Source organism: Limnobacter thiooxidans, from assembly GCF_036323495.1.
In the GTDB taxonomy this organism is placed as follows: domain Bacteria; phylum Pseudomonadota; class Gammaproteobacteria; order Burkholderiales; family Burkholderiaceae_B; genus Limnobacter; species Limnobacter thiooxidans.
On record NZ_AP028947.1, the window covers coordinates 1,344,083 to 1,367,889 of the forward strand.

Below are 23,807 nucleotides of genomic sequence, written 5' to 3' on the forward strand. Positions count from 1 at the left end.
AGGTCAATCAAATTTGACACCACTGGTGGTAGGTATTGGTGCCTCTGCAGGCGGCCTCGTCGCGCTGGAAACGTTTTTTACCCATGCGCTTGTCAACTCCGGTCTTGCCTATGTCGTGGTACAGCATCTCGATCCAACCAAGAAAGCACTACTACCGGAGTTGTTGCAGCGCGTAACCACCTTGACTGTGCTTTCAGCACACCAAAATCAGGTGATCAAGCCCGATCACGTGTATGTCATCCCGCCTGATCGAGATTTGACTGTACAAGGTGGAAAGCTTCATTTGGCACAGTCTACTGAAGTGGGCGGTCTACGTTTACCCGTCAATGTCCTGTTTTACTCCTTGGCGCAAGAGTTTGAACACAAGGCAATCGGTGTGGTGTTGTCCGGGATGGGTTCAGATGGTGCTCTGGGTTTGCAGGCCATCAAGCGTGGCGGTGGTTTCACGCTTGTACAGAGACCTGAGTCGGCCCAGTTTGACTCCATGCCCCAGAGTGCTCTCAATCTGAAATGTGTAGATGTTGTTGATTTGTGTGAAGAACTACCCCACAAAATCACTGATTTTGCAAAGGGCATTCGCACCAGTGCAGAGACTCTTGTCGATGCCCCGGAAACCGACACTGCACCACTGACAGAGGTATTGGGCCTGTTGCGCAAGCGCACGCGACATGATTTTGCCTTGTATAAAAAAAGCACCCTGTATAGGCGAATTGAGCGTCGAGTTGCTGTTCATGGTCTGGACGGTATGGCACTGTATGCCTCATTTCTTCAGAACAATCCCGGTGAAGTAGACCTCCTGTTCAAGGAACTGTTGATCGGTGTTACCAGCTTTTTTCGTGACCCTTTGGTGTGGGAGTTTCTCGAACAATCGGTACTGCCAGCCCTGTTGAACCAGTTGCCTGATGGCCACAAATTCAGGGTATGGTGTGCTGGTTGTTCCACGGGTGAAGAGGCTTACACGCTGGCGATGCTGTTATCGGAAGCTTTGTCCAGATTGCCCGCCAGTCGTTCAATTGAACTGCAAATTTTTGCGTCTGATTTGAGCCCGGACGCCATCGAGTTTGCACGGCGTGGAAAGTATCCCTTGTCCATATCCGGGCAAATATCGACTACCCGCCTTGAGCGCTTCTTCACCCTGCGCGATGGGGTTTATGTGGTAAATCAATCCATCCGCGACAAGGTGCTGTTTGCCCAGCACAACCTTGTGCTGGATCCACCGTTCACCAGGCTGGATTTGCTGATTTGCCGCAATCTTCTGATTTACTTTGATTCACAGCTTCAGCAACGCTTGTTTCCCCTGTTTCACTACAGCCTGCGCCCTTGGGGCACGATGTTGCTTGGCAGTTCTGAAACCGTGGGCAATATGGAGCACCTTTTTGAGCTGCTTGAAAGCAAACTGCGTTTTTACAAACGCAGGAACAGCTCACAGTCTTCTGGTGTAGATTTGTTACTGAATGCGTTTCCTCCCATATTGAATTCAAGTCGAGAACGACCCGTGTCAACAACCCACACGAATAATCAGCCTGCGGGCCAAAGCCTCCAGGCCGCCGCCGACCATGTGCTGTTGCAAGTGTATTCACCTGCAGCTGTGGTGGTGAATGCTGACAGTGACATTGTCTACATCAGTGGCAGAACAGGCAAATACCTGGAGCCCGCAGCGGGCAAGGCCAACTGGAACTTTCATGCCATGGTGCGTGATGGTCTTCGAGCCCCCTTGTTCAATGCCTTGCGCAAAGCAGCTGGCCAAACCGAACCTGTTGAAATGCGTGGCCTGCAGGTGGAATTGGACAACCCCGACAGCTTGATTGTGGATGTCACTGTTCAAATGTTGACCGAGCCCGTTGCCCTTCACGGCATGTTCATGGTGGTTTTTCGTGACGCAGGCTTGTTGCAGCAACGCCCATCACTTGTAGACACCGCCACGGGGGCCGACCAAGCCAACTTTCTTGACGAACTGCGCCGCCAGCAGGAAGAAAATCAGCGCTTGCGTGAGGAAAATCGAGCCTCGCAAGAGGAGTTGCAGTCTTCCAATGAAGAACTTCAATCCACGAATGAAGAGTTGCAGTCCACCAACGAAGAGTTGACGACATCCAAGGAAGAAATGCAGTCCATGAATGAGGAACTGCAAACCATCAATTCGGAGCTTCAGGCCAAGCTGGATGATCTGGCCTTGGCGCAAAGTGACATGCAAAACCTGTTGAACAGCACGGAAATTGCAATTCTGTTTCTGGATCGACAATTGAATGTGCGCCGCTACACAGAACGTGCCGCGAAAATCATCAGCCTGCGTGAAAGTGATGTGGGCCGCCCATTGAGTGACCTTAGCAACATCTTGAATTACCCGGAATTGAACGCTGATGCGGAGGAAACATTGCGCACCCTCGCTTTTTCCGAAAAGCAGATTTCAGGAAGAGATGGTCGCCGGTTTTCTGTCCGCATCATGCCTTACCGAAGGCTTGATGATGTCATTGACGGTGTGGTGATTACCTTAGTCAGCCTTGGTGTGAATACTTGAGTCAGTTGCACCACTGCTGTCGAGGGCGTCGCCAGCGGCTTGCTTGAGGTTGTCGCCTTTTACATAAAGTTTGGGTACCACTATGGCTTTTACGCGGTGTGTCAAAAGAGCGTCCTTCAATTTGGTGTCTTTATTGCAGAATTCCTTGCAGGGTTGTACATCGGCTTTCTCGGTTCGATCGCTGTCCAGACTAATCCAGCTGTCCGACTCCTTGTTGTATGAAATTGTGTAGAAATGGTTACCAGAGTTTCCACCTGATCCAACCAGCACAATCAGAGACAGTTCCTTTTTCAGATTCATGTAAACAGGAACATTGGCCTGAATGTCCTCAGCAAATTGCGCTATTTTATCTTCCGTATCGAGATTCATGGAATCAACATCTTCCGGCAAGTGGCTCCAGTCTGGGTTGTCTCCACGTGTCTCTAGTGTTTCCTTGACCACCTTGGTAACCATGTCCAGCCCAACTTCCGCATAGGCACTGAGCCAGGCACTGGGTGTAATGGTCAGTTCTTGAATGCCGTTCAATTCATCTTTATTGTTCACCCACTCTTTCCCTGGCCCCAATGGCTTGATCACGTTGATGAGTTCTTCCCATTGTTGTTTAGGGGTTGTGTGGTCGAACAGGTTCAATTCGGGTTTTTTGTCGGAGGGAGCAGCAGCCAAAAAAGCAGATTTCTCGATGGTGATGGACTCTCCATGCTCAATGGCCTCCAGAATTTCCGGTCTTCCCAGCCCGGTGATCCCGGACATGTCGCCACTGAATTCCTTCATGGCTTTGATTGTCAGACTGGCCATTTTTTCGGACGTCACAATCTCGTTCTGAAAGAATGTATTCACGGCATTCACACTGCACTGCGCTTGCTTCAAGGGCTCGCGATAGGCCTGCAACGGCTTTGGATCGGCCTGGTCTTTTGTCAACAATGAAGGTCGAGTCAGTGGGCTCTTACCTTCAAGTGTGGGCGGTGACACATCAGCCTGTAGGCGCTGTACGGCCACCCTTTGAACCACCGTCGGCGTTTCGGGCTTTGTTCTGACAGGTGCTTTGACCACGCCCAACGGAATGGTATTGATCGGAAAATCAGGAACCGGCATGTGCCTTCGGGATGCCCTGATCTCATGGGCATGCGCCATACTTTTTCTCGTCAAGACCTCTGTGTGGTGGTTCTCGAAGGCATCCATCACATTGGCGTAAAAGCTGAATTGTTCTTCCTTGCTCTCAAACAGTGTGCGTTCAGGGCTGACCATGTGAAGCACTTCGTCGATCTGCATGTCCATCTGATGGATGCTTGTGCATTGCCCGCTGTACAGTCGGGAAAGCAGTTCTTCCTGTGCCACCACGAGATTGGCAAGTTGCGGTTGACTGTCACACAACACCATGGGTTGCATCACACTGTCCCTGTAAGCTGGGTGAATAGCCTCCAGGTGGCTGTCCATGGCCACCTTGATGTCGGCCAGGTTTTCAAGGAGCATTCTCGCCTTGACCAATTTTTCAGGCTCATCCGCATGTTCAGGTAGCTGGTTTTCGATCTTGAACACGGTGATCGGAACTTCAACAGTTTCTCCCTCCGAGGAATCGTAAACCTGCAAACACCACTGCGTTGTTCGAAAACCGAGTTCCTTTTTGTAACAACCCACGATTTTTTGATCGTCATTCAGCGCAATTCCCTGTTCAAACTCTGGAGACCTCAGGCAATTCCAGATGGTCGACCCCAGGCATTTTTCAGTCCCGGACTGAATTTGTACCAATCCTTGCCGAGTGTGGGCAATTCTTGCCAACAGTGAAGAGCGTGGAACTTCAAACGCAGGGTGACCTGAAATCGTTCCTTCCGCCCTGTCCAGGCTTTGGATCTGATAAGACAATTTGAACGGAAAAGGCAGGTCTTGATTGCCTGTCAGGCTGCCTGGGCTAAAGAATGACTTGAAACGGAACGTCAGGTTTGAAAGCATGGCGTACAGTCGCATGACAGGTTTGGCCAGTGCCGACGCTTCTTCTAAGGGCACGCGGGGCAAGTCTTTCATCAAGCTGGTGCCAATTTCACGACTGGCCTGTGAAACGGGGCTTTGATTGTTCTGGATTTCCCGGTTCAGTTGCGGCTGACCTTGAACAGGCTGATTTCCGGATATTGAATTGAGGGACACGGCAAACTCCTGCGACTTAATGACTTAAGTTGAATTTCGCCGGCGTCCAGTTCCTTTTTTTAATATGAAAAAAGCCGAACACAACGCAATGGTCGTGTTCGGCTTTTCATGGGGCTGCCCCTTGTTTTACTTCAGCGGCTTGTAGCGTACACGTTTTGGCCGTGCACCTTCTTCACCCAGGCGCTTCACCTTGTCGGCTTCGTATTCCTGGAAGTTGCCATCGAAGAATACCCATTGCGAGTCGCCTTCGCAGGCCAGAATGTGCGTGGCAATCTTGTCCAGGAACCAGCGGTCGTGTGATGTCACCAGCACGGTGCCCGCAAACTCCAGCAGCGCATCTTCAAGCGAACGCAGTGTTTCCACGTCCAGGTCGTTGGACGGTTCGTCCAGCAGCAACACGTTTCCGCCGGAAATCAGGGTTTTGGCCAAATGCAGTCGACCGCGTTCACCACCCGACAAATTGCCGATCATCTTTTGCTGATCGCCGCCCTTGAAGTTGAAACGACCCAGGTAAGCGCGGGAAGGCATTTCGAACTTGCCCACTGTCAGAATGTCTGCGCCCTCGGCCACACCGTCAAACACGGTTTTGTCATTCGGCAGTGAATCACGAGTTTGGTCCACAACGGCCATGCGCACTGTCGAGCCGATCTTGATGTTGCCGCTGGTGGGTTGCTCTTTGCCTGTCAACATCTTGAACAGGGTGGACTTGCCCGCACCGTTGGGGCCGATTACACCCACGATTGCACCAGGTGGGATCTTGAAGCTGAGGTTATCGATCAGCAGGCGGTCGCCAAAGGCTTTGCTGACATTTTCAAATTCAATGACTTCGTTGCCCAAACGCTCGGCCACTGGAATGAAAATTTCCTGTGTTTCATTGCGTTTCTGGTATTCATGGCTTGAAAGTTCTTCAAAGCGTGCGATACGCGCCTTGGACTTGGCCTGTCGACCCTTGGGGTTCTGGCGTACCCATTCCAGTTCCTTTTTCAAGGCTTTCTGGCGGGCGCTTTCGCTGCTTTCTTCCTGCTTCAGGCGATCCTGTTTCTGGTCCAGCCAGGAACTGTAATTGCCTTTCCATGGAATGCCGGATCCACGGTCCAGTTCAAGAATCCACTCCGCCGCATTGTCCAGGAAGTAGCGGTCGTGGGTGACAGCCACCACGGTGCCGGGGAACTTGTGCAGGAATTGCTCCAGCCAGTGAACGGATTCCGCGTCCAGGTGGTTGGTGGGTTCGTCCAGCAGCAGCATGTCGGGCTTGCTCATCAGCAGGCGGCACAGGGCCACGCGGCGTTTTTCACCACCGGACAAATGCTCAACGCTGGCGTCCCAAGGGGGTAGGCGCAATGAATCGGCTGCAATTTCCATCAAGTGCTCTGCATCATTTCCGGCTGCAGCAATAATGGCTTCCCACTTGGCCTGTTCTTCGGCCAGCTTGTCGAAGTCGGCTTCCGGGTCGGCATAGGCTGCGTAAATTTCTTCCAGTTTTTGCTGGGCCACACCCAGTTCACCCAAACCTTCTTCAACGGCTTGGCGAACGGTGTGCGCCGGGTTCAATTCAGGTTCCTGGCTCAAATACCCAATATTCAGGTTGGGCATGGGCACGGCTTCGCCTTCAATGTCCTTGTCCACACCCGCCATGATTTTAAGCAGGGTGGATTTGCCCGAGCCGTTCAAGCCCAGCACACCAATTTTCGCGCCGGGGAAAAAGCTCAGCGAAATGTTTTTTAAAATCTGGCGCTTGGGGGGAACAATCTTCCCCACGCGGTTCATGCTGTATACGTACTGGGCCATTCAGTTTCCAATTCAATAAGTTAAACGTTGTCGCAATTTTAAATCATCGCGGGCAGTTGGGGGGTCAGAGCCTGGCGTTCTTTGCTGGCCTCACCCAGCAAGGCCATGCCCAGCAAGGCGCCATCTTTGCCTTTGAACAGTGCCTTTACGCCATTTTCGTCCGCTGTGATTTCCCATTCGCCCTCATGTTCTGGCAGGGGTGGGTTCACCACAGCCGGGCAATCTGGCGTTTTGATGCTGACCGGCATGGCTGGGAATTTGATCTCGGTGGGCTTGCCCGACAAGGTTTGCGCCATGGCGCGTGCAGCCTGCATCACAGGCATGATGTAGGGCAATACAAACTTGCCCAGGTATTCTGCGCAATCGCCCAGTGAATAAATGTGTTCATTGCTTGTTTGCCCCAAGCCGTTGACCACTATGCCACGTCCCACAGTCAAACCGGCGGTTTTGGCCAGGTCTGTGCGGGGGCGTAGACCTACGGCAGAAAGCACCAGGTCGGCATGAGTACTCTCGCCGGTGGAGTCGACCACCGTGTAGCCGGTTGCTGTTTTTGCAATGCTGACAACAGTGCGGCCCAGCTTCCAGCTGACCCCTTTTTCTGCCAGTTTGGCTTGCATGAAGGCACTGGCTTGTTCAGGCAACAGCCTTGCCAAAGGCCGGTCCGCCAAATCGAATACGGTGGTGTGAATGTCTGCTTTCAACAAGTCGTTGGCAAATTCACAACCAATCAGGCCCGCGCCCAACACGGCCACTTCCTTCTTGCCGTCCAGCAGTTTACGGAAGGCTGCGTAGTCGGTCAGGTCATTGACACTGATGACATCTGCAGCACCGTCGCCTTCAATCGGCAATTTGATAGTGTCTGCACCCAGAGCCAGTACCAGGTTGTCATAGCTGAAGTCGCCGGCGGTGCTTGTCACTTTACGGCCAGTTGCGTCTACCGTGTGAACTGTCGCGTTGGGGATCAGTTCCACTTTCTGTTGTTCTGCAAATTTGGCTGCGGGTGTCATGACAAGGCTTTCCGGCGTTTTGCCGCTGGCCAGCGCATTCGACAGCATGGGCTTGGAGTAAAAGTCGCCGTTGTCGGCAGTAATCAGACGTATTTCAGCCTCGGGGTCGGCTTTGCGCAGTTCGCGCACCAGTGTCCAGGCGGCAACGCCGCTGCCAATAATGGTGGTGTTCATAATGTTGGGTCCTGTTTGCTGCAAATAAATTGTTATAGTCTGTCCGTTAGGTGGCTATATTCTCGTATTATCAAACGACTTCAACACAATACACATCAAAGGGAGACAACTTTGAGTACATTTGATCGCATCGGCACTTCTCGATTTTTTAAAACTGCAGCTTTGGCACTTTCTGTTTCAATATTGGCTGCTTGCGGATCATTGACCGGGCTGAAAGATGTCCCCGAGTATCTTGATTCCGACTTTGAGCATGTCGGCCCCCGTGATTTCATTACCAACATTGATTTGGCGCGCATCAAGCTGGGCATGTCGCCCTTGCAGGTCAAAAACCGCTTGGGTGCACCCATGTTGAGCGCCAAGGAGCAAGACGACCGCTGGGACTACGTGCTGAAAAAAGGGCAGGGTGCACAGGAAGAGTTTGTGCCGTTTGCTGTTTACTTCAAAGACCAGAAAGTGGTTCGTCTCGCACCGTTGACGCCACCCCCCGCACCCATGGCTGAACAGGCGCCTGCCGTAGCAGCCCCTGAGGCAAGCGCAGGAGAAGTGATGGCACCGGAACCCAGCCTGGCCGTTGGTGCCGATGTTGGCGACGCTGCAGCCATCAATGACATGCTGAGCAACTGGGCAGCAGCCTGGTCATCCAAAGATGTTCAAGGCTACCTAAGCTTTTATGCATCCACATTTGAGCACGGTAAGAAGTCTCGAGCAGTGTGGGAAGGCCAGCGCCGTGCCCGCTTGTCCGAGAAAGACACCATTTCTGTCAGCCTCTCCGACGTTCAAATCGATGTTCAATCCGAAGTACTTGCCACTGTGAAGTTCAAGCAAAGTTATTCATCCGATCGTTTCAACGACACCGGCATGAAAACATTGACCTTGTCCAAGGCCGGCGGTAGCTGGAAAATTCAAAGCGAAGAATTCATGAAGTAAACTTCCGTGTTTTGAATGTGTGCCCGAACCCCCTTGGCCGAAACCTCGCGACAAGGGGGTTTCTGTTTGTGCAGTGATTGCACCGCAAGGTGTCACCCGGGCTGGTGGATTTGCTCACCTTTTTCAATTTCTCGTACTGTCTCGGGTTCTTCAACTGTTGAATCAACACCGGAACTATCAATGAACAAACGTGATTTCTTGAAGCTGGCAGCCCTGGCCAGTGGCATGTCTTCTGTTGCACCCACTGCAATGGCGCTTGATTTCGGCAAAATGCTGAGTGCAGGCACCGACCTTGCCAAATCAACCACCATTTCTGATCAGGAATTGAACGCCTATTTCGATCAAATGACGGTTCAATACGACCAGCAAAACAAGGTTGCTGACGCAAATTCGCCCCATGGCAAGCGTTTGCAAAAGCTGGCCAGTGGACTTGAAGTAGAAGATGGCTTGAAGCTGAATTTCAAGGTGTATGAAACCCCTGAAGTCAATGCGTTTGCCATGGCAAATGGCACCATCCGCGTGTACAGCGGTTTGATGGATCTGATGAGTGATGATGAAATTCGCTATGTCATCGGCCATGAAATCGGCCATGTGAAAGCGGGGCACACCAAGGCTAGAATTCAAACAGCCATGCGCACCAGCGCCTTGCGGCAGGCTGCCTCCGCCACCGGGGGCAATGCGGCGGTGTTGGCCGAGTCCCAGTTGGGCGATTTGTTTGAGAAGGTGATTCGAGCCCAGCATTCACAAGGCAATGAAAACGCAGCGGATGACTACGCCATGGCATTCATGAAACGCCGAAATTACGACGCTGGCGCGTCTGTGACTGCGCTAGAAAAACTGGCGAAAATGTCGGAAGGCTCCAGTGCAAGCTGGCTGTCAACCCACCCGGCACCTTCTGCGCGTGCACAACGCATGAAAAGCCAATTGGGTTAACAGCGTTAAAGCTTTGTTTGGTCCAGGTTTTTATTGTTCGAAAATCTGGATCTTTCCACATCCGTCCAAGCGCTCAACCAGATCACTTCCCATCAACTTAGAGGGGGTGTAGGCGCCGCCGGCCACATTTTTTTCCATCAGAATGAAGCTCGCCACAGCCAGTGAACCAGTCACGGTCAGCGAATAACCGTTGGCTGTTTTAACACGCGCGACCACCTTTTTACCTTCCGCGTTGGTGGCTTCACCCCACACATAGGCTGGCATTTTTGCACGCTGTTCTTCTGAAGGCCCTTCGACCTTGCCAGCCTGCTTTTTCAGAATGCCCTGTACCAGTGAAAGGCCCAGAACCGGACGAGCCAAATTGGCGGCGCGCATCATTCGCACCGATTTCGGCGAGGAGGGGATGTACACCTCAATGTTGCGAATGCCTGTACTGTGAAATGCAGTGGATACATCGCCCCATGGAATGGTCACTGCGTACTTGGTGCCATTTCCAAAGTTGATTTCACGTGTGCTGTAGCCCAAGCCAACTGCCTTGATTTCACCATCTTCCCGAACGCGGCCACCGTGCTTCATGGCTTCCACCGTGGTTTTGGCCGTACCGGCCGACAATCCACTGCGAGAGTCAAAGCCCAGTGCCAGGTGCGTGGCGTCGGGTAGTAATTCATGCAGGCGCGAAGCCACACAGTCTGTCGGAATAACATCGAAGCCAACGCCGGGGCACAGTACGATTTTTTGCTTTCTGGCTTTGCCGCTAAGCGATTGCGCCAGCTCGAACACGGAAATTTCACCCGTGATGTCAAGGTAATGTGTTTTCGTTTGCAGGCAGCCAAGCATCATCGGCTCGGCAGTTTCAGAAAATGGTCCTGCACAGTGCAACACCAAATCCACATCATTCAGACCTTGAAGAATTTCTGCCTCGCTGTTCAACGAGAAAACCCGGCTCGGCAAACTCAACTGGGTAGCCAGCGCAGCAATTGCTGCCTCATTCCGGCCAGCGAGAATAGGTCGCATGCCGCGCTTGGCCGCTTCTCGCGCAATCATTTCGCCTGTGTATCCATTGGCGCCGTAAATCATCCAGGGCATTGCATCTCCTAATGCGAGTGGGTGCCTATCAGTGAGGCACCCTTGTTGTTTTAATCAAGATTCAAGTTTGGCTTTGACTCGGTCCAGAAATGTGCCAACTTGCGCGTCAAATTCAGATTTTACGATGCCCTCGGCAATGCCTTTCATCAATCTTGGGACAGGCATTTCAAACTCGCCAGTGGAGCGGAACGAAATTGTACAGGCTTTGGCCCCTTCCTCTTTGATCAACCAACCGCCAGACACGGTCGCATTGCCATCTCCGCTGACAGGGTTCCAGTCGATTTTTGTTTTTCCATCGTTGGTGTATTTCACCGCATATTTAACCTGGTGTGAAATACCGGCCGCCCCGATTTTCGCCATTTCCCAGCGCCACACGTCACCACCCAGATCAACCACCTTGTCCAACTTTGGAAACAAAGCCACGGTGTCAGCCACATCGGCAAGTTGATCAAATGCTTTTTTTGCGTCACAAGCCACTTTGAATGACTTTTCAATTTTTACGTTCACATTAACCGCCATGGTCCCCTCGCTTTTTTGATGAATGTTTTTACAGCTCCAGACGAAGTGTATCGGTTAATCGGCGCGCTGGTTAGCTCGATCGAGCAACTGGGGATCACACGTTTGGGGCATGTCAGAATCTTTCCATCGCCTTGATTCATGCGATGTAATGCGTGTTGCGCTGCGACATAATCCGAATTTCCTTTCAGGTGATGTTTTACTTGTCACGTTTTCAAAATTTATGAGTGTCAATGCTGCGTCGCAATATAAACATGATTGATTTTTCGAAGCAGGGCTCTAGAAAAGTTCATGTTTTTTTGTGCTGCCCGGGTTGACAGTTGTGCACTGAAAGCGCATGTTACGCATTAGTAACTTTGGTGACATTCAAGGGGTAAGTAATATGTCGAATTCCATATTTGCCGTTTTTTCAGCTGTTGTGCTGATCGGCTTGATTTACAGCGGTGCAAACCTGCTGACATTCACAGCAGCCATTGGTGCCTCGGCACTAGGCTTTTACGCGCTGGGTGGCTTGGGCGAATTGGGCCTGACCATCTTTGCAGCTGTTTACCTGCCAATCGCGATTGTGTTGAACGTATCCGGCCTGCGCCGTGGTGTGCTGACAGCGCCTATCTTCAAGGCATTCAGCAAAGCGTTGCCAGCCATGAGCCCAACCGAGAAAGACGCGCTTGAAGCCGGTGACACCTGGTGGGAAGCTGACCTTTTCGGCGGCAAGCCTGACTGGGCCAAGCTGATGAACGTCAAGTACACCGAGCTGACAGCCGAAGAAAAGTCTTATCTGGACAACGAAACCGAAGAGCTTTGCAAAATGCTCGACGACTGGAAAATCACATTCGAATTGAAAGACCTGCCGCAAGAAGTATGGGATTTCATGGGCAAGAAGAAATTCTTCGCGATGCTGATTTCCAAGGAGCATGGCGGCTTGGGTTTCTCCCCTTACGCACAAAGCTGTGTAGTTGCAAAAATTGCAACCCGCTCATTGACAGCATCGGTCACCGTGATGGTTCCGAACTCATTGGGCCCAGGCGAGCTGATCATGCACTACGGCACACAGGAGCAGAAAGACTACTGGCTGCCACGTTTGGTGGACGGCCGTGAAATTCCCTGTTTCGGTTTGACTGGCCCTGAAGTGGGTTCCGATGCGTCTGCAATTCCAGATACTGGCGTGGTTGTTAAAACCACAGTCAATGGCAAGGAAGAGTTGGGCATCATGCTGAACTTCAGCAAGCGCTACATCACTTTAGCACCAGTGGCCACTGTGGTGGGTTTGGCATTCAAGCTGAAAGACCCGCAAGGCCTGTTGGGTGACAAAAACAAGGTGGACTACGGCATTACATGTGCCATGGTTCCAGCAGATACTCCCAATGTACAAATTGGCCGTCGCCACTTCCCTGGCGCCGTGTTCATGAACGGCCCCATCATTGGTAACAACGTGTACATCCCATTGACTTCGATCATTGGTGGCCGTGAAATGGCTGGCAAGGGTTGGAGAATGTTGGTTGAGTGTTTGTCCGCAGGCCGTGGCATTTCTCTGCCAGCCTTGTCTGCAGCTTCTGGTTGGGGTATGTACCTGGCCACCGGCGCATACGCTCGCATTCGTCGCCAGTTCAAAATGCCGATTGGCCGTTTTGAAGGTGTTCAGGAAGCAACCGGCAAGATTGGTGGCCTCACTTACAAGCTGGAGGCGTCACGCGTGTTGACTGCTACAGCCTGTGCAGAATGTGCACCATCCGTGGTTACTGCCATGATGAAATACCACATGACCGAAATGATGCGTGAAATCATTCTGCGCTCCATGGACGTTCACGGTGGTCGTACCGTCATTCTCGGCCCACGCAACTACTTGGGTCAGGCCTACCAGGCCATGCCTGTGGCCATCACGGTTGAAGGCGCGAACATCATGACGCGTAACCTGATTGTGTTCGGTCAGGGCGCAATTCGCTGCCATCCCTGGGTACTGAAAGAAATGCAAGCCGCCCAGAACCCCAACAAGGCCGAAGGTCTGCGCGACTTCGACAAAGCCTTCTTCGGTCACTTGGGTCACATTGTCAACCGCGCCATGCGTGCCCTGGTATTGGGCTTGAGCGGTAACCGTTTGGCGAAAAGCCCCGTGTCCGGCCCAATGGCTGGTTACGCAAAGGCCCTGGAACGTCGTTCAGCCGCACTGGCCTTCACAGCCGACGTCGCCATGGGTGTTTTGGGTGGTGAACTGAAGCGCCGTGAGCGTTTGTCCGCCCGTCTGGGTGACGTACTGAGCCAGTTGTACATGGCCACTGCGGTACTGAAGTATTTTGAAACCAATGGCCGCCTGGCTGATGAATTGCCACACGCACAGTGGGCGATTGAAGATTCACTGGCTGAAATTGACAAGGCATTGAACGAATTCAACCGCAACTTCCCCAACAAGGCAGTTGGCAAAATGTTGAGCTTCGTGGCATTCCCGTTTGGCATGGGCAAGTCCAAGGGCCCAAGCGACAAGACCAACGCCGAAGTGGCCGAACTGCTGATGACGCGCAACGTGTTTGCAAACCGTCTGCTTGACAAAGTGTTTGTTGGTGAAGGCCTGTCTGATCCAACGGGTCGCATTTTGGAAGCTGCTGACAAGCTGTTGTCCATTGAGCCTGGCTACAGTAACTTCCTGAAAGCAGTGTCCACAGGTAAGGTAGTGGGCGATGGCTTGGAAGCCCAGTTGAAAGATGCGGTGGCGAAGAACCTGATCAGTTCTGATCTGGCTCAAGGCATTCGTGAATACGAGCCAATTCGTTTCGACGCAATTTTGACCGACGACTTCAGCAAAGACTACTTGCGCACCAACGGTCAAATTCCTGACGAAATCGTTGAAGCCAAGCCAGTCACCGAGTACAAGGCAGCTGCTTGATTTTAAAAAGGAAGTTTTCCACTTCAACTTTGTTGTAGTGAAAACATCGAAAGGCTCCGCGAAAGCGGGGCCTTTTTTGTTTCTCGATCAGAATTTTTTGCGCTATGCTCAATGCATGGCAATTCAATTGATTCGTGACAATCGTTTTGGCGCATTTTTCTGGACGCAGTTTCTCGGCGCGTTCAACGACAACCTTTTGAAGTTCGCAGTCACGTTGGCTGTAACTTACAACGACTCACTTCGCGGCAGTTTTTCTCCCGGCTTGCTGATCAATCTGATCGCAGCGCTTTTCATTCTTCCCTTCGTCATTTTTTCTGCAACCAGCGGGCAGTTGGCTGACAAGTTTGACAAGACCAAAGTCATGCGGCTGGCCAAGTGGCTTGAACCCCCAATCGTGTTGATCACGGCACTTGGCTTCCTGTTGAACTCTGTGGAGTTGCTTGTTTTGGGCGTGTTTCTACTCGGCACGCAGTCCGCTTTTTTTGGTCCCGCCAAATACGCGTATTTGCCTGAGCAACTCAAATCCAGTGAATTGGTCATGGCCAACGCCCTTGTTGAGTCAGCCACCTTCATGGCCATTTTGTTGGGCACCATTGCTGCCGGCAGCTTGATGAGTCAGGATGCTGGCAATGCGGTGGTCTATGTTGTGTGTGGGTTTGGTTTTGCTGTGGCTTTGTTAGGGGTTCATCAGGCCCAGCGAATGCCCTTGACGCCCTCGCATGCCCCTGACCTCAAGGTCAATTGGAACGTGTTTTCCGAAACCTGGCGCAATGTGCGTTTCGCCACGGGTTTGTCGACTGTGTGGCCTGCTTTGCTGGGTATTTCCTGGCTGTGGTTTGTGGGTGCAACCTACCTGACCCAGTTTCCATTGCTGTCAAAAACATTGCTCAATGCCAGTGCGGGTGTGGCCACTGTGTTGTTGTTTGCATTCACCGTGGGCTTGGGCATTGGCGCGTTTCTGTGCGAAAAGTGGTCTCGCAAGCGCATTGAAATGGGCTTGGTGGTATGGGGGCTCGTGGTCATGATTTTGGCTGGCTTGCTGCTTCATGTTGTATTGCTCAATTATGAAACCAGCCAAAACCAGCAAACCGTGATTGAGTTTTTCAGTCAGTTCGACAACATCGCCGTGTTGGGTCTGTTTGTGCTGATCAGTATTGGGGTGGGGCTTTACAGCGTACCCCTGTATGCCACCATGCAGGCATTTGCCCCCCGGCAAAGCCGCTCCCGCGTGGTCTCTGCCAATAACATCATCAATTCATTCTTCATGGTGGTTTCCGCCGGTTTTGCGATCGTCATCCTCTTGGCCATGAAGGGGCAGGTGTTGTGGGTGTTCTCGGCAGTGACGGCAATCAACCTGGTGGTGCTTGCGCTGTGGGTGTTCAAGCAACCCTATGTGGTACTTCGTGCCCAATTGCTGTTCAAGGTGAACGGCCGACATTTGCCACACATCGAGAACCTGGATCACCTGGGCGAAGATGGCGGCAAGCTGATTGTTTTTCCAACACTGTTGCACGACAATTTCTTGCAGCGAATGGCCGCCCTGCCAATTGAGATGACTGCGGTGCTTTCAGGCCGGTTAAAGCCTTCCCGATTTGCTAACCGACTTCGAAAGCACGGATTCATTCTCGAATTCAATAAGCTGTCTGAAATTGATACTCAAAAGGAATTAATCAAGGCGATTGCGTCACATATTCAACAAGGGCGTTCCATTGCAATTGACAAGCCGATGTTTGAACTGTTGCGCAAGCAGTACCGCCTGGATGACATGCCGGGCGTTCTGGCCAAGAAGGGAATCACCATGAATGTGCTTGAATTTTCCGAAGACTCGCACCCAAAAAATTTGAGTAATCAGGAAATTTCTCAAACGGTCTGGCGTCTAATCAGAAAGGACAGTTGACCCGCATCAGGGATACAAAGCGCCACGTGATAAGGAGATAGTGGTCACTAGCAGAGTTAGTCAGAAAGAGTTGCAAGCACCAAAACAGCACAAAAATGTAAAGAATCAAGCTGGCCTGTTTTTTGCAACTTTTTCGATGGATGAAATCGATTGCTTTGGGCGCGAAATGGATTCACGGCCAGAGTAAAAAGGCGAAAGCGCGTTGTGCAGGAGGACATCATGAACACAGAGCTTGAAAGGCGTGATTTGAATTCCGGTGAGTCTGACATTTTTGGTCAATTCCAATCCCGGTTTGCAGCGTTACAGCAAACCGAGATGAGTCTTGAAGAATACCTCGACCTGTGCAAGGCAGATCCTCTCACTTATGCTAGCGCCGCTGAGCGCATGCTGCATGCCATCGGTGAACCTGAAGTCATCAACACCCGGCACGATCCCCGTTTGTCCCGAATCTTCTCCAACCGCGTGGTGCGGCGTTACCCCTCGTTCACCGAGTTCTATGGCATGGAAGAGGTGATCGAAAACATTGTGGCTTACTTCCGCCATGCCGCTCAGGGCCTTGAGGAACGCAAGCAGGTGTTGTATCTGTTGGGGCCCGTGGGCAGTGCCAAGTCATCCTTGGCAGAGCGCTTGAAAGCCTTGATGGAACAGCAACCCATTTATGCATTGAAGGGCTCGCCCATTAATGAATCCCCACTGGGTCTGTTTGATCCAAACCAGTTTGGTGCGTCGCTGGAAGACAAGTACGGCATTCCCCGCCGCTATTTGTCTGGCATTGCCAGCCCATGGGCTACCAAGCGGCTTGCCGAATTCGGTGGCGATTTGCGCAAATTCCGGGTTGTTCGCCTGATGCCATCTACCTTGAACCAGGTGGCCATTGCGAAAACCGAACCCGGTGATGAAAACAACCAGGACATTTCCGCCTTGGTGGGCAAGGTGGATATTCGCATGCTGAACCAGTTCAGCCAGGACGATCCCGATGCCTACAGCTTTAGTGGTGGCCTTTGCCTGGCCAACCAGGGCTTGCTTGAATTTGTTGAAATGTTCAAGGCGCCCATCAAGATGCTGCACCCACTGTTGACAGCCACCCAGGAACGCAACTTCAAGGGCACCGAAGGGTTTGGTTCGATTCCCTTTGATGGCGTTATTCTGGCGCACAGCAATGAATCGGAATGGCAACAGTTCCGCAACAACAAAACCAACGAAGCCTTTCTTGATCGCGTGTACATCGTGAAAGTGCCGTATTGCCTACGGGTGTCCGAAGAAGTCAAGATTTACGAAAAGCTTCTGGAACACTCTTCACTCTACAAGGCGCCTTGCGCACCTGGCACCTTGAACATGATGGCGCAGTTCAGCGTGCTCACGCGTTTGAAGGAACCTGCCAACAGCAACCTGTTTAGCAAAATGCGTGTTTACGATGGTGAAAACCTCAAAGACGTGGATCCGCATGCCAAACCCATTCAGGAATACCGTGATCAATCCGGCCCTGATGAAGGAATGAATGGATCCTCAACCCGCTGGGCTTACAAGGTGTTGTCCAAGGTATTCAACTTTGATCACCACGAGGTGGCCGCCAACCCTGTGCACCTGTTGTATGTACTGGAACAACAGGTCGTCAAGGACAACCTTCCCGAAGAACAGGCCCGCAAATACCTCGACTTCATCAAGGGCTATCTAACCCCCAAGTACGCTGAATTCGTAGCCAAGGAAATTCAGACGGCTTACCTGGAAAGCTACAGTGAATACGGCCAGAACCTGTTCGAGCGTTACATCCAGTTTGCCGACAAGTGGATTCAGAACGAGGAATTCCGCGACCCGGCAACCGGGCAAATCTTTGATCGCGATTCATTGAACGACGAGTTGAACCGCATTGAAAAGCCGGCCGGTATTGCCAACCCGAAAGACTTCCGCAACGAAGTGGTCAATTTTGTGTTGCGGGCACAGGCCAGCAATTCAGGCACCATGCCCGCCTGGACCAGTTATGAAAAGCTGCGCGAAGTCATCGAGCGAAGCATGTTTTCGAAAACTGAAGACTTGCTGCCCGTGATTTCCTTTGATCACAAAGGCTCCAAGGAAAGTCAGGAAAAGCACGAGAATTTTGTGGATCGCATGGTGGCCAAGGGTTATACGGAAAAGCAGGTTCGACTGCTCGTCGAATGGCATTTGCGCGTGAAAAAGGCGTCTTGATCACGCGAAACGAATAAGGAGTTTGCCATGGCCGATTCAACCATTATTGATCGCAGGCTCAACGGCAAAAACAGAAGCCTGCCCAACCGCGAGCGCTTTATTCGGCGTTACAAAACGCAATTGAAAAAGGCGGTCGGGGATGTGGCAGGTGAATCCTCCATTTCCGAAGTTAACGGGGATGGCAAGGTCAAGGTTCGCATTCCGACGCGTGAAGTGTCGGAACCCAACTTTGTGTTCGGCCAAGGTGGTAGTACCGAACAGGTTGTTCCGGGCAACAAGGACTTTGTGCCCGGAGACCGTATTCCCCGTCCAAGCGGAGGCGGTGAGGGGCAGGGTGGTGGCAAACCAGGCAAGGGCGAAGGCGACGATGCGTTTACCTTTGTGTTGTCGCGGGAAGAGTTTTTGAATCTGTATTTTGATGACCTTGAGCTGCCTGAATTGCTGAAGCGGGAAATCTCTTCCGTCAAACGCATGAAAAGCCGAAATGTCGGGTATTCGCGTTCTGGTGCGCCCACGTCGCTGTCTGTACTGCGAACCATGAAAGCCTCGCTGATGCGTCGTGTGGCTCTGGAGCCTCGGGGTGACGATGAAGATGACCCTGAAAATTCCGAACTTGATCTGGAATCAGACCCGCTGAAGCAGGCCAGAAAAAAACCGAATGTGCCTTTTCTGGACGAAGTAGACCTGCGCTATCGCAACCGGGTTACTTACCCCGAACCCTCCACCAACGCGGTCATGTTTTGTCTCATGGATGTGTCCGCATCCATGGATGAAGCGAAAAAGGACCTCGCCAAACGCTTCTATACTCTGTTGTACCTTTTTCTGACCCGCAAGTATGAAGAGGTGAAACTGGTTTTCATACGACACACTGACGAGGCCGAAGAAGTCAGCGAAGAGGACTTTTTTTATGGCAAAAAAAGTGGTGGCACCGAAATCATGCCAGCCATGGAGCTGATGCACCAGATCATTGAAACCCGCTACCCGGGCAGTGCCTGGAATGTCTACGTGGCCCAGGCCTCGGACGGTGACGCCACCTCCAGAGATGCACGGGCCAGCGCGGAGTACCTGTCTTCCAAAATCATGCCGCATGTGCGTTACTACGCATACGTGGAAACCATGCCCACGCCAATGTTCGGGATGGCCCGTGCGTCGGACCTCTGGGAGAGTTTTGAGCGGCTCGAGGACAGCTTTGCAGGTCACTTTGCCATGCGCAAATTGTTCAATCGGCGAGACATTTACCCTGTCTTTCGTGGATTGTTTGAGAGAAAAGAAGTCGCCTTTGGGCGCTAGGAGTGGCAAATTATGGCTCAGCAACTCGACCTGGCTGGCAATGAGTGGACATTTGACCTGCTGCGAGACATCGACACGCAGTTGCACGACATTACCGCAAACAAATTCAAGCTGGATACCTTTCCAAATCAGATAGAGGTCATCAGTGCCGAGCAAATGCTCGACGCCTATTCCAGCGCGGCCATGCCAGTGATGTACCCCCACTGGAGCTATGGCAAGTCATTCTCGGTCAATGAACACCTGTATGAAACCGGGCAGCAAAACCTGGCCTATGAAGTAGTCATCAATTCCAACCCCTGCATTTCCTACCTCATGGAAGAAAACACCATGACCATGCAGACCTTGGTGATTGCTCATGCCTGTTATGGTCACAACTCGTTTTTCAAGGGCAATTACCTGTTTCGGCAATGGACCCAGGCTGATGCCATCATCGATTACCTCGTGTTTGCCAAAAAGTATGTGATGGAGTGCGAGGAGAAGTATGGCTTCGACGCGGTCGAGGAAATCCTGGACGCTGCACACGCCATTCAGAATTTTGGCGTAGACCGTTACAAGCGCCGCTTTGAGTCCGAGGCAGCACTCAAAGTCAAACGGGACGATCTCGCCGAGGAAAAGCGCCGACAGTACGATGAAATCATGGCCAAGGTCTCGCCCGTTGAGGCCGCACAAATTGAGCGTCAACAAGACAATTATCCGCGTGAACCTGTCGAGAACTTGCTGTATTTCATTGAAAAAGAAGCACCCAAGCTGCGCGACTGGGAACGCGAACTGGTTCGCATTGTCCGCAAGATGTCCCAATACTTTTATCCCCAGGGTCAAACCAAGGTCATGAACGAAGGTTGGGCCAGCTTTTGGCACTACACGCTGTTGAATAGTCTGTACGATGAAAAACTGGTGTCGGATGGTTTCATGCTTGAGTTCCTGACCTCTCATACCAATGTGGTGTTTCAACCCGATTCACGCGATGGTCGTTTTCGCGCACTGAATCCGTATGCGCTGGGTTTTGCCATGTTCAGCGACATTCGTCGCATGTGTGAAAAACCCACCGAGGAAGACAAACGCTGGTTTCCCGACCTTGCTGGTACGGGCAATTGGTTGAAAGCGATTGACTTTGCAATGCGCAATTTCAAGGATGAATCATTCATTCGCCAGTTTCTGTCACCCAAAGTGATTCGGGATTTCCGCCTGTTCACGATTGCTGACCACAAGTCTGAAAATGAACTGTTCATCGACAGCATTCACAATGACGAAGGCTATCGTCGAATTCGTACACTATTGGCCAACCAGTATTCCCGTGAAAGCATGGTCCCTGATATTCAAGTGACATCGTATGCCCGAATGACAGATCGTTCGCTGACACTGACCCACATGAGTCGGCGTGGACGTCCACTGAACGAGGATGAGGCAGAAAAAACGCTGGCGCAAATCGAACGGTTATGGGGTTTCCCGGTTCACCTGGAAACTTCGGATGTTCATTGACACCCGGGTTTCCCAGCCGGCCAAGCTGGATTTGTCGGGGTCTGTCGCGCCTTTTGAACTGCCGCTGGCTGACATGCCGGCTTCAGTCTGGGCCCGCCCCGATGTGCTTCGATCCTGTTTTCATCTTGAAGCTGCACGGTACTTTGAATGTGAGTCAGTCCTGGCCGTCACCGGAATAGAAAGCGGTATCTCCGCACTCGCGCGTCTTTTCCAGACTTGGTACGGATCCATGCGTGTGGTACTCGCTGAGCCAAGTTTCGATCAGTGGGACAAACGCTTCCGCCGCGCCAACCACGTGGTGCTGGATTGGCCGGTAGACCTGGTGCTGGAAGGCGATATTCCCGAATGTGATGTGGTGGTGCTCGGTCGGCCTGTCAACCCGACCTGTCAGATGATCGGGATCAAGCAGGTCAAGCTTTTGGCCAAGCGGCTCAGGGCACAAGGTGGCTGGCTCATTCTGGACGAGGCGTACCTCGATTGGACTGGTGAAGAGTCCTACGCTTCATTCATTGAAGCAGAGCCTGCTATCGTTCTTCGATCTGTTGCCCCTTTCACTGGCTTGTCTGGGGCCAATCTGGCGTTTGTTTGTGGACCCAAGGCAGTTTGTACAGCCTTGCTCAATGAAGTTGGAACCCAGGCCGTGTCGTCCCCGCAGTGGTGGCTGGCCTTACAGTATTTCAAGGCAGACGCCTGGCGAGAAGAGCAGGTGGACCGTTTGGCGCAGGTGTGTGCTCGGCTGGAGGGGTTGTGGCGGTTGAAACTGGGGCCGGACGTATCAATTCACAGTGGCGGGTATTTCATCAGTTTTGTTCACCCGAACAGTGAGCAATGGGCCATGAAACTCGAGCACATGGGCGTGTTGGTTCGAACTTATCCCGCCGAGCAAAGTATTTTGCGTTGTGGCGTTCCCCGGGTTGAGCTGGATTGGGAACGGCTGGCGCTTGCCATCAACTCGCTGGACTGAATGTGACCGAGCGCTGTTATTCGTGCCGCATGACTTCTTCAATACCGCGCTCGCGGGGTTTTGTGGACACCAGCAAGGTTTTGCACAAACGGTCTTGCGGAAATTGCCCATTCTTGTCGAAGAATGAATAGATGAATGCAATGCCTGTGAGGTTGAATAACCAGCACAACACATAACGCAAAACAGATTGCATCCAGCCCACTTTGCTGCCGTCTTCCTTGACCAGTCTAATGTGCCAGGTTTTCATGGCCAGGGTTTGCCCCCCATGCCGCCAAAACCACACGAAGTAAATGCCCAGCACAAGGAAAAACCACCATTGACGCGCTTCTCGCAAATAGAGCGCGTGGCGGCTTTGGGTCAGGGTGTCAAAAATATAACCTGCGATGAACAAAACGCCAAAAAGCAGCATGCTTTCATAAAGCATGCTGGCCAGTCTGCGTTTTCTGCTTGGGCTGATCAAGCCATTGTCTAGAAGTCGTTCCATGGCTGCATTTTATCGCTCTGCTTGCAGGGCGGAGCGGGGGGAAGCTTTAATTCAAAGATTGTTTGGTGTTTTTACCTTTGAATTCTTCACGCTTTTGCTGATCAAGGCTCTTGTAACTGTTCCAGCTGGAATTTCTTTCGCCTTGCCGCTTTTCCTGCAGGGCTTTGTAGTTTTCGCGCGCGGCTGCTTTTTCTTGCGGGCTGAGTTCGCTCCACGAGCTTACCCTTTCGCGCATGGTGGCCTGTCGCTCAGCTGGCTCGTTTTCGTATTTTCGGCCCACTTTCAACCAACGTTCCTGCTGGGAACGGCTCATTGAGTTCCAGTTATCCTTTAACGGGGCGAGCAATTCCTGCTGTTTTGGTGAGAGTTCTGACCAAGTCTCAGCAGCCAGGGCGGCCTGGCTTTGAACGGCCAGCACAACCAGCAACCCCAAGGTCATCAGTGCGGAATGAATTCTGCTGTTTCCCATGTCTATCCCCTTTCACCCAATCTCACTAAATTGATGTAGTAAAGTCAACCGGCAGGGAGTCCATCCATTGCTCAATGCCGTCTTCTGCAGGAATGGTATTGTTCTTTTGCAGTTCAGTGGCGTAATTGATGAACCCATGATCGAGATAAGCATCGGGTGGCAAGTCATCGGACAAAATCGCCGCGTCAAGGTCGGCTGTTTCGGAAATGCGGGCGTCGTAATTTTCAAGGCCAAATTGGGCTACGCCAAATATAGCCCCAGCCACAAAAAGAGCGCTAACCGCCAAGGACAATGCGGGTCGGTTCAACCATTCGGAAAAATGGTTGAACAGCTTGCCAAAAGAATCTGCTGTGTAGGTAGGAGCCACAGCATGGTTTCCATATTTTTCGGCGTGCAGTTGCACTGATTTGGTGATGGCCAGGTTCAAACGGGCTTGAATGTCGAGAGACACATTCGCTGCAGACTCATCAAGTAGCTTTTTAACTACATTTGCGGTTAGCCGTTCATCATTCATTTTCGAAACCCCTGTTGCCTCAAAACCTGTGCCAATGCCTTGGTGGCCCTGGAGCAATGCGTTTTCACGCTGCCTTCGGAGCAACCCATTATTTCTGCTGTCTCTGCCAAATCCATCTCTTCCCAATAACGCAACAGGAATGCCTGGCGTTGACGCTCGGGCAAAGCTGCAATGGCCTCTTCGATGGCGGCCATGTTCTGGGATTGTTCAATTTCGTCCTGAGCGCTTGCATTCTGGGATTCATCTTGTGCGAGAAGGTTCTCAAGCACATCGTAATCTTCTTCGTCTTTTTTCTGAAAGCTGGAAAAGAGAGTGGTCCAGGTGTTGCGGACTTTTTGTCGGCGGTGAAAGTCGAGAATGGTGTTTTGCAATATCCGGGTGAACAGCATGGGCAGCTCTTCCTTGGGCTTGTCACCATACTTGTCGGAAAGCTTCATCATGCTTTCCTGCACCAGGTCCATTGCACTTTCTTCATTCTTGACCGCAAAAAACGCCTGTCGGTAGGCCCTGTGCGACACCCCCTTCAGAAATTCCTCTAATTCTCGCGTGCTGGCCATAGGTGT

The 23,807-nt window shown here is 51.9% G+C and carries 18 protein-coding genes; 9 read left to right on the forward strand and 9 right to left on the reverse strand.

Annotation, left to right across the window (positions count from 1 at the left end):
• Nucleotides 1–13 precede the first annotated feature (13 nt).
• The gene (locus RGQ30_RS06115) at nucleotides 14–2,515 is read left to right on the forward strand and encodes a chemotaxis protein CheB (protein WP_338284845.1); all 2,502 of its coding nucleotides are present in this window, start codon (nucleotides 14–16) and stop codon (nucleotides 2,513–2,515) included.
• Here RGQ30_RS06115 and RGQ30_RS06120 read toward each other — a convergent pair.
• From RGQ30_RS06120 to RGQ30_RS06130, 3 genes are all read right to left on the reverse strand, one after another.
• Nucleotides 2,489–4,654 carry a hypothetical protein gene (locus RGQ30_RS06120; protein ID WP_130556759.1) on the reverse strand — a complete coding sequence of 722 codons (2,166 nt, stop codon included), beginning with the start codon at nucleotides 4,652–4,654 and terminating at the stop codon, nucleotides 2,489–2,491. The two genes, RGQ30_RS06115 and RGQ30_RS06120, sit on opposite strands and share 27 nt — an antisense overlap.
• 126 nt (nucleotides 4,655–4,780) lie before the next feature.
• Entirely contained in the window at nucleotides 4,781–6,442 is a 1,662-nt protein-coding gene (gene ettA, locus RGQ30_RS06125; RefSeq protein ID WP_130556757.1) for an energy-dependent translational throttle protein EttA, read from the reverse strand.
• Nucleotides 6,443–6,480: 38 nt separating this feature from the next.
• Nucleotides 6,481–7,623 carry an NAD(P)/FAD-dependent oxidoreductase gene (locus tag RGQ30_RS06130; protein WP_130556755.1) on the reverse strand — a complete coding sequence of 381 codons (1,143 nt, stop codon included), beginning with the start codon at nucleotides 7,621–7,623 and terminating at the stop codon, nucleotides 6,481–6,483.
• A 111-nt stretch (nucleotides 7,624–7,734) separates the two neighbouring features.
• Between RGQ30_RS06130 and RGQ30_RS06135 the strand changes: the two genes are divergently transcribed.
• Nucleotides 7,735–8,550, forward strand: coding sequence for a L,D-transpeptidase Cds6 family protein (locus RGQ30_RS06135; RefSeq protein ID WP_130556754.1), 816 nt, complete (start codon nucleotides 7,735–7,737; stop codon nucleotides 8,548–8,550).
• Between the two features lie 180 nt (nucleotides 8,551–8,730).
• Nucleotides 8,731–9,483, forward strand: coding sequence for a M48 family metallopeptidase (locus tag RGQ30_RS06140; protein ID WP_130556753.1), 753 nt, complete (start codon nucleotides 8,731–8,733; stop codon nucleotides 9,481–9,483).
• Between the two features lie 30 nt (nucleotides 9,484–9,513).
• Here RGQ30_RS06140 and RGQ30_RS06145 read toward each other — a convergent pair whose 3' ends face one another.
• Together RGQ30_RS06145 and RGQ30_RS06150 are read right to left on the reverse strand one after the other, a co-directional pair.
• Entirely contained in the window at nucleotides 9,514–10,569 is a 1,056-nt protein-coding gene (locus tag RGQ30_RS06145) for a saccharopine dehydrogenase family protein (protein ID WP_130556752.1), read from the reverse strand.
• Between the two features lie 54 nt (nucleotides 10,570–10,623).
• A complete protein-coding gene (locus RGQ30_RS06150; RefSeq protein ID WP_130556751.1) occupies nucleotides 10,624–11,088 on the reverse strand; it encodes an SRPBCC family protein in 465 nt (154 codons plus the stop codon).
• A 379-nt stretch (nucleotides 11,089–11,467) separates the two neighbouring features.
• On the opposite strand from RGQ30_RS06150, the gene RGQ30_RS06155 reads away from it, so the two are divergent.
• From RGQ30_RS06155 to RGQ30_RS06180, 6 genes are all read left to right on the forward strand, one after another.
• On the forward strand, nucleotides 11,468–13,963 hold the full coding sequence (locus tag RGQ30_RS06155) for an acyl-CoA dehydrogenase (RefSeq protein ID WP_130556750.1): 2,496 nt from the start codon (nucleotides 11,468–11,470) through the stop codon (nucleotides 13,961–13,963).
• Between the two features lie 115 nt (nucleotides 13,964–14,078).
• Nucleotides 14,079–15,860: an MFS transporter gene (locus tag RGQ30_RS06160; RefSeq protein WP_130556749.1), complete on the forward strand. Its 1,782-nt coding sequence runs from the start codon at nucleotides 14,079–14,081 to the stop codon at nucleotides 15,858–15,860.
• A 219-nt stretch (nucleotides 15,861–16,079) separates the two neighbouring features.
• Nucleotides 16,080–18,044 (forward strand): PrkA family serine protein kinase, encoded by a 1,965-nt coding sequence (locus RGQ30_RS06165; RefSeq protein ID WP_130556748.1) that lies wholly within the window; start codon nucleotides 16,080–16,082, stop codon nucleotides 18,042–18,044.
• A gap of 27 nt (nucleotides 18,045–18,071) precedes the next feature.
• The gene (locus RGQ30_RS06170) at nucleotides 18,072–19,334 is read left to right on the forward strand and encodes a YeaH/YhbH family protein (RefSeq protein WP_130556747.1); all 1,263 of its coding nucleotides are present in this window, start codon (nucleotides 18,072–18,074) and stop codon (nucleotides 19,332–19,334) included.
• A 12-nt stretch (nucleotides 19,335–19,346) separates the two neighbouring features.
• Nucleotides 19,347–20,813 (forward strand): SpoVR family protein, encoded by a 1,467-nt coding sequence (locus tag RGQ30_RS06175; RefSeq protein ID WP_130556746.1) that lies wholly within the window; start codon nucleotides 19,347–19,349, stop codon nucleotides 20,811–20,813.
• Nucleotides 20,803–21,777 carry an aminotransferase class I/II-fold pyridoxal phosphate-dependent enzyme gene (locus RGQ30_RS06180; protein ID WP_338284846.1) on the forward strand — a complete coding sequence of 325 codons (975 nt, stop codon included), beginning with the start codon at nucleotides 20,803–20,805 and terminating at the stop codon, nucleotides 21,775–21,777. The genes RGQ30_RS06175 and RGQ30_RS06180 overlap by 11 nt, the downstream gene beginning before the upstream one ends.
• Before the next feature lie 16 nt (nucleotides 21,778–21,793).
• On the opposite strand, the gene RGQ30_RS06185 is transcribed toward RGQ30_RS06180, so the two are convergent.
• The 4 genes from RGQ30_RS06185 to RGQ30_RS06200 are packed head-to-tail and all read right to left on the reverse strand — an operon-like array spanning nucleotide 21,794 to nucleotide 23,801.
• Nucleotides 21,794–22,261 carry an RDD family protein gene (locus tag RGQ30_RS06185; protein WP_130556744.1) on the reverse strand — a complete coding sequence of 156 codons (468 nt, stop codon included), beginning with the start codon at nucleotides 22,259–22,261 and terminating at the stop codon, nucleotides 21,794–21,796.
• Between the two features lie 46 nt (nucleotides 22,262–22,307).
• Entirely contained in the window at nucleotides 22,308–22,730 is a 423-nt protein-coding gene (locus RGQ30_RS06190) for a DUF3106 domain-containing protein (RefSeq protein WP_130556743.1), read from the reverse strand.
• Between the two features lie 25 nt (nucleotides 22,731–22,755).
• Nucleotides 22,756–23,244, reverse strand: a complete 489-nt coding sequence (locus RGQ30_RS06195; protein ID WP_130556742.1) for a DUF3619 family protein — start codon at nucleotides 23,242–23,244, stop codon at nucleotides 22,756–22,758.
• Nucleotides 23,241–23,801, reverse strand: a complete 561-nt coding sequence (locus RGQ30_RS06200; RefSeq protein WP_130556741.1) for an RNA polymerase sigma factor — start codon at nucleotides 23,799–23,801, stop codon at nucleotides 23,241–23,243. Before RGQ30_RS06200 ends, RGQ30_RS06195 begins: the two co-directional genes overlap by 4 nt.
• Nucleotides 23,802–23,807: the final 6 nt, after the last annotated feature.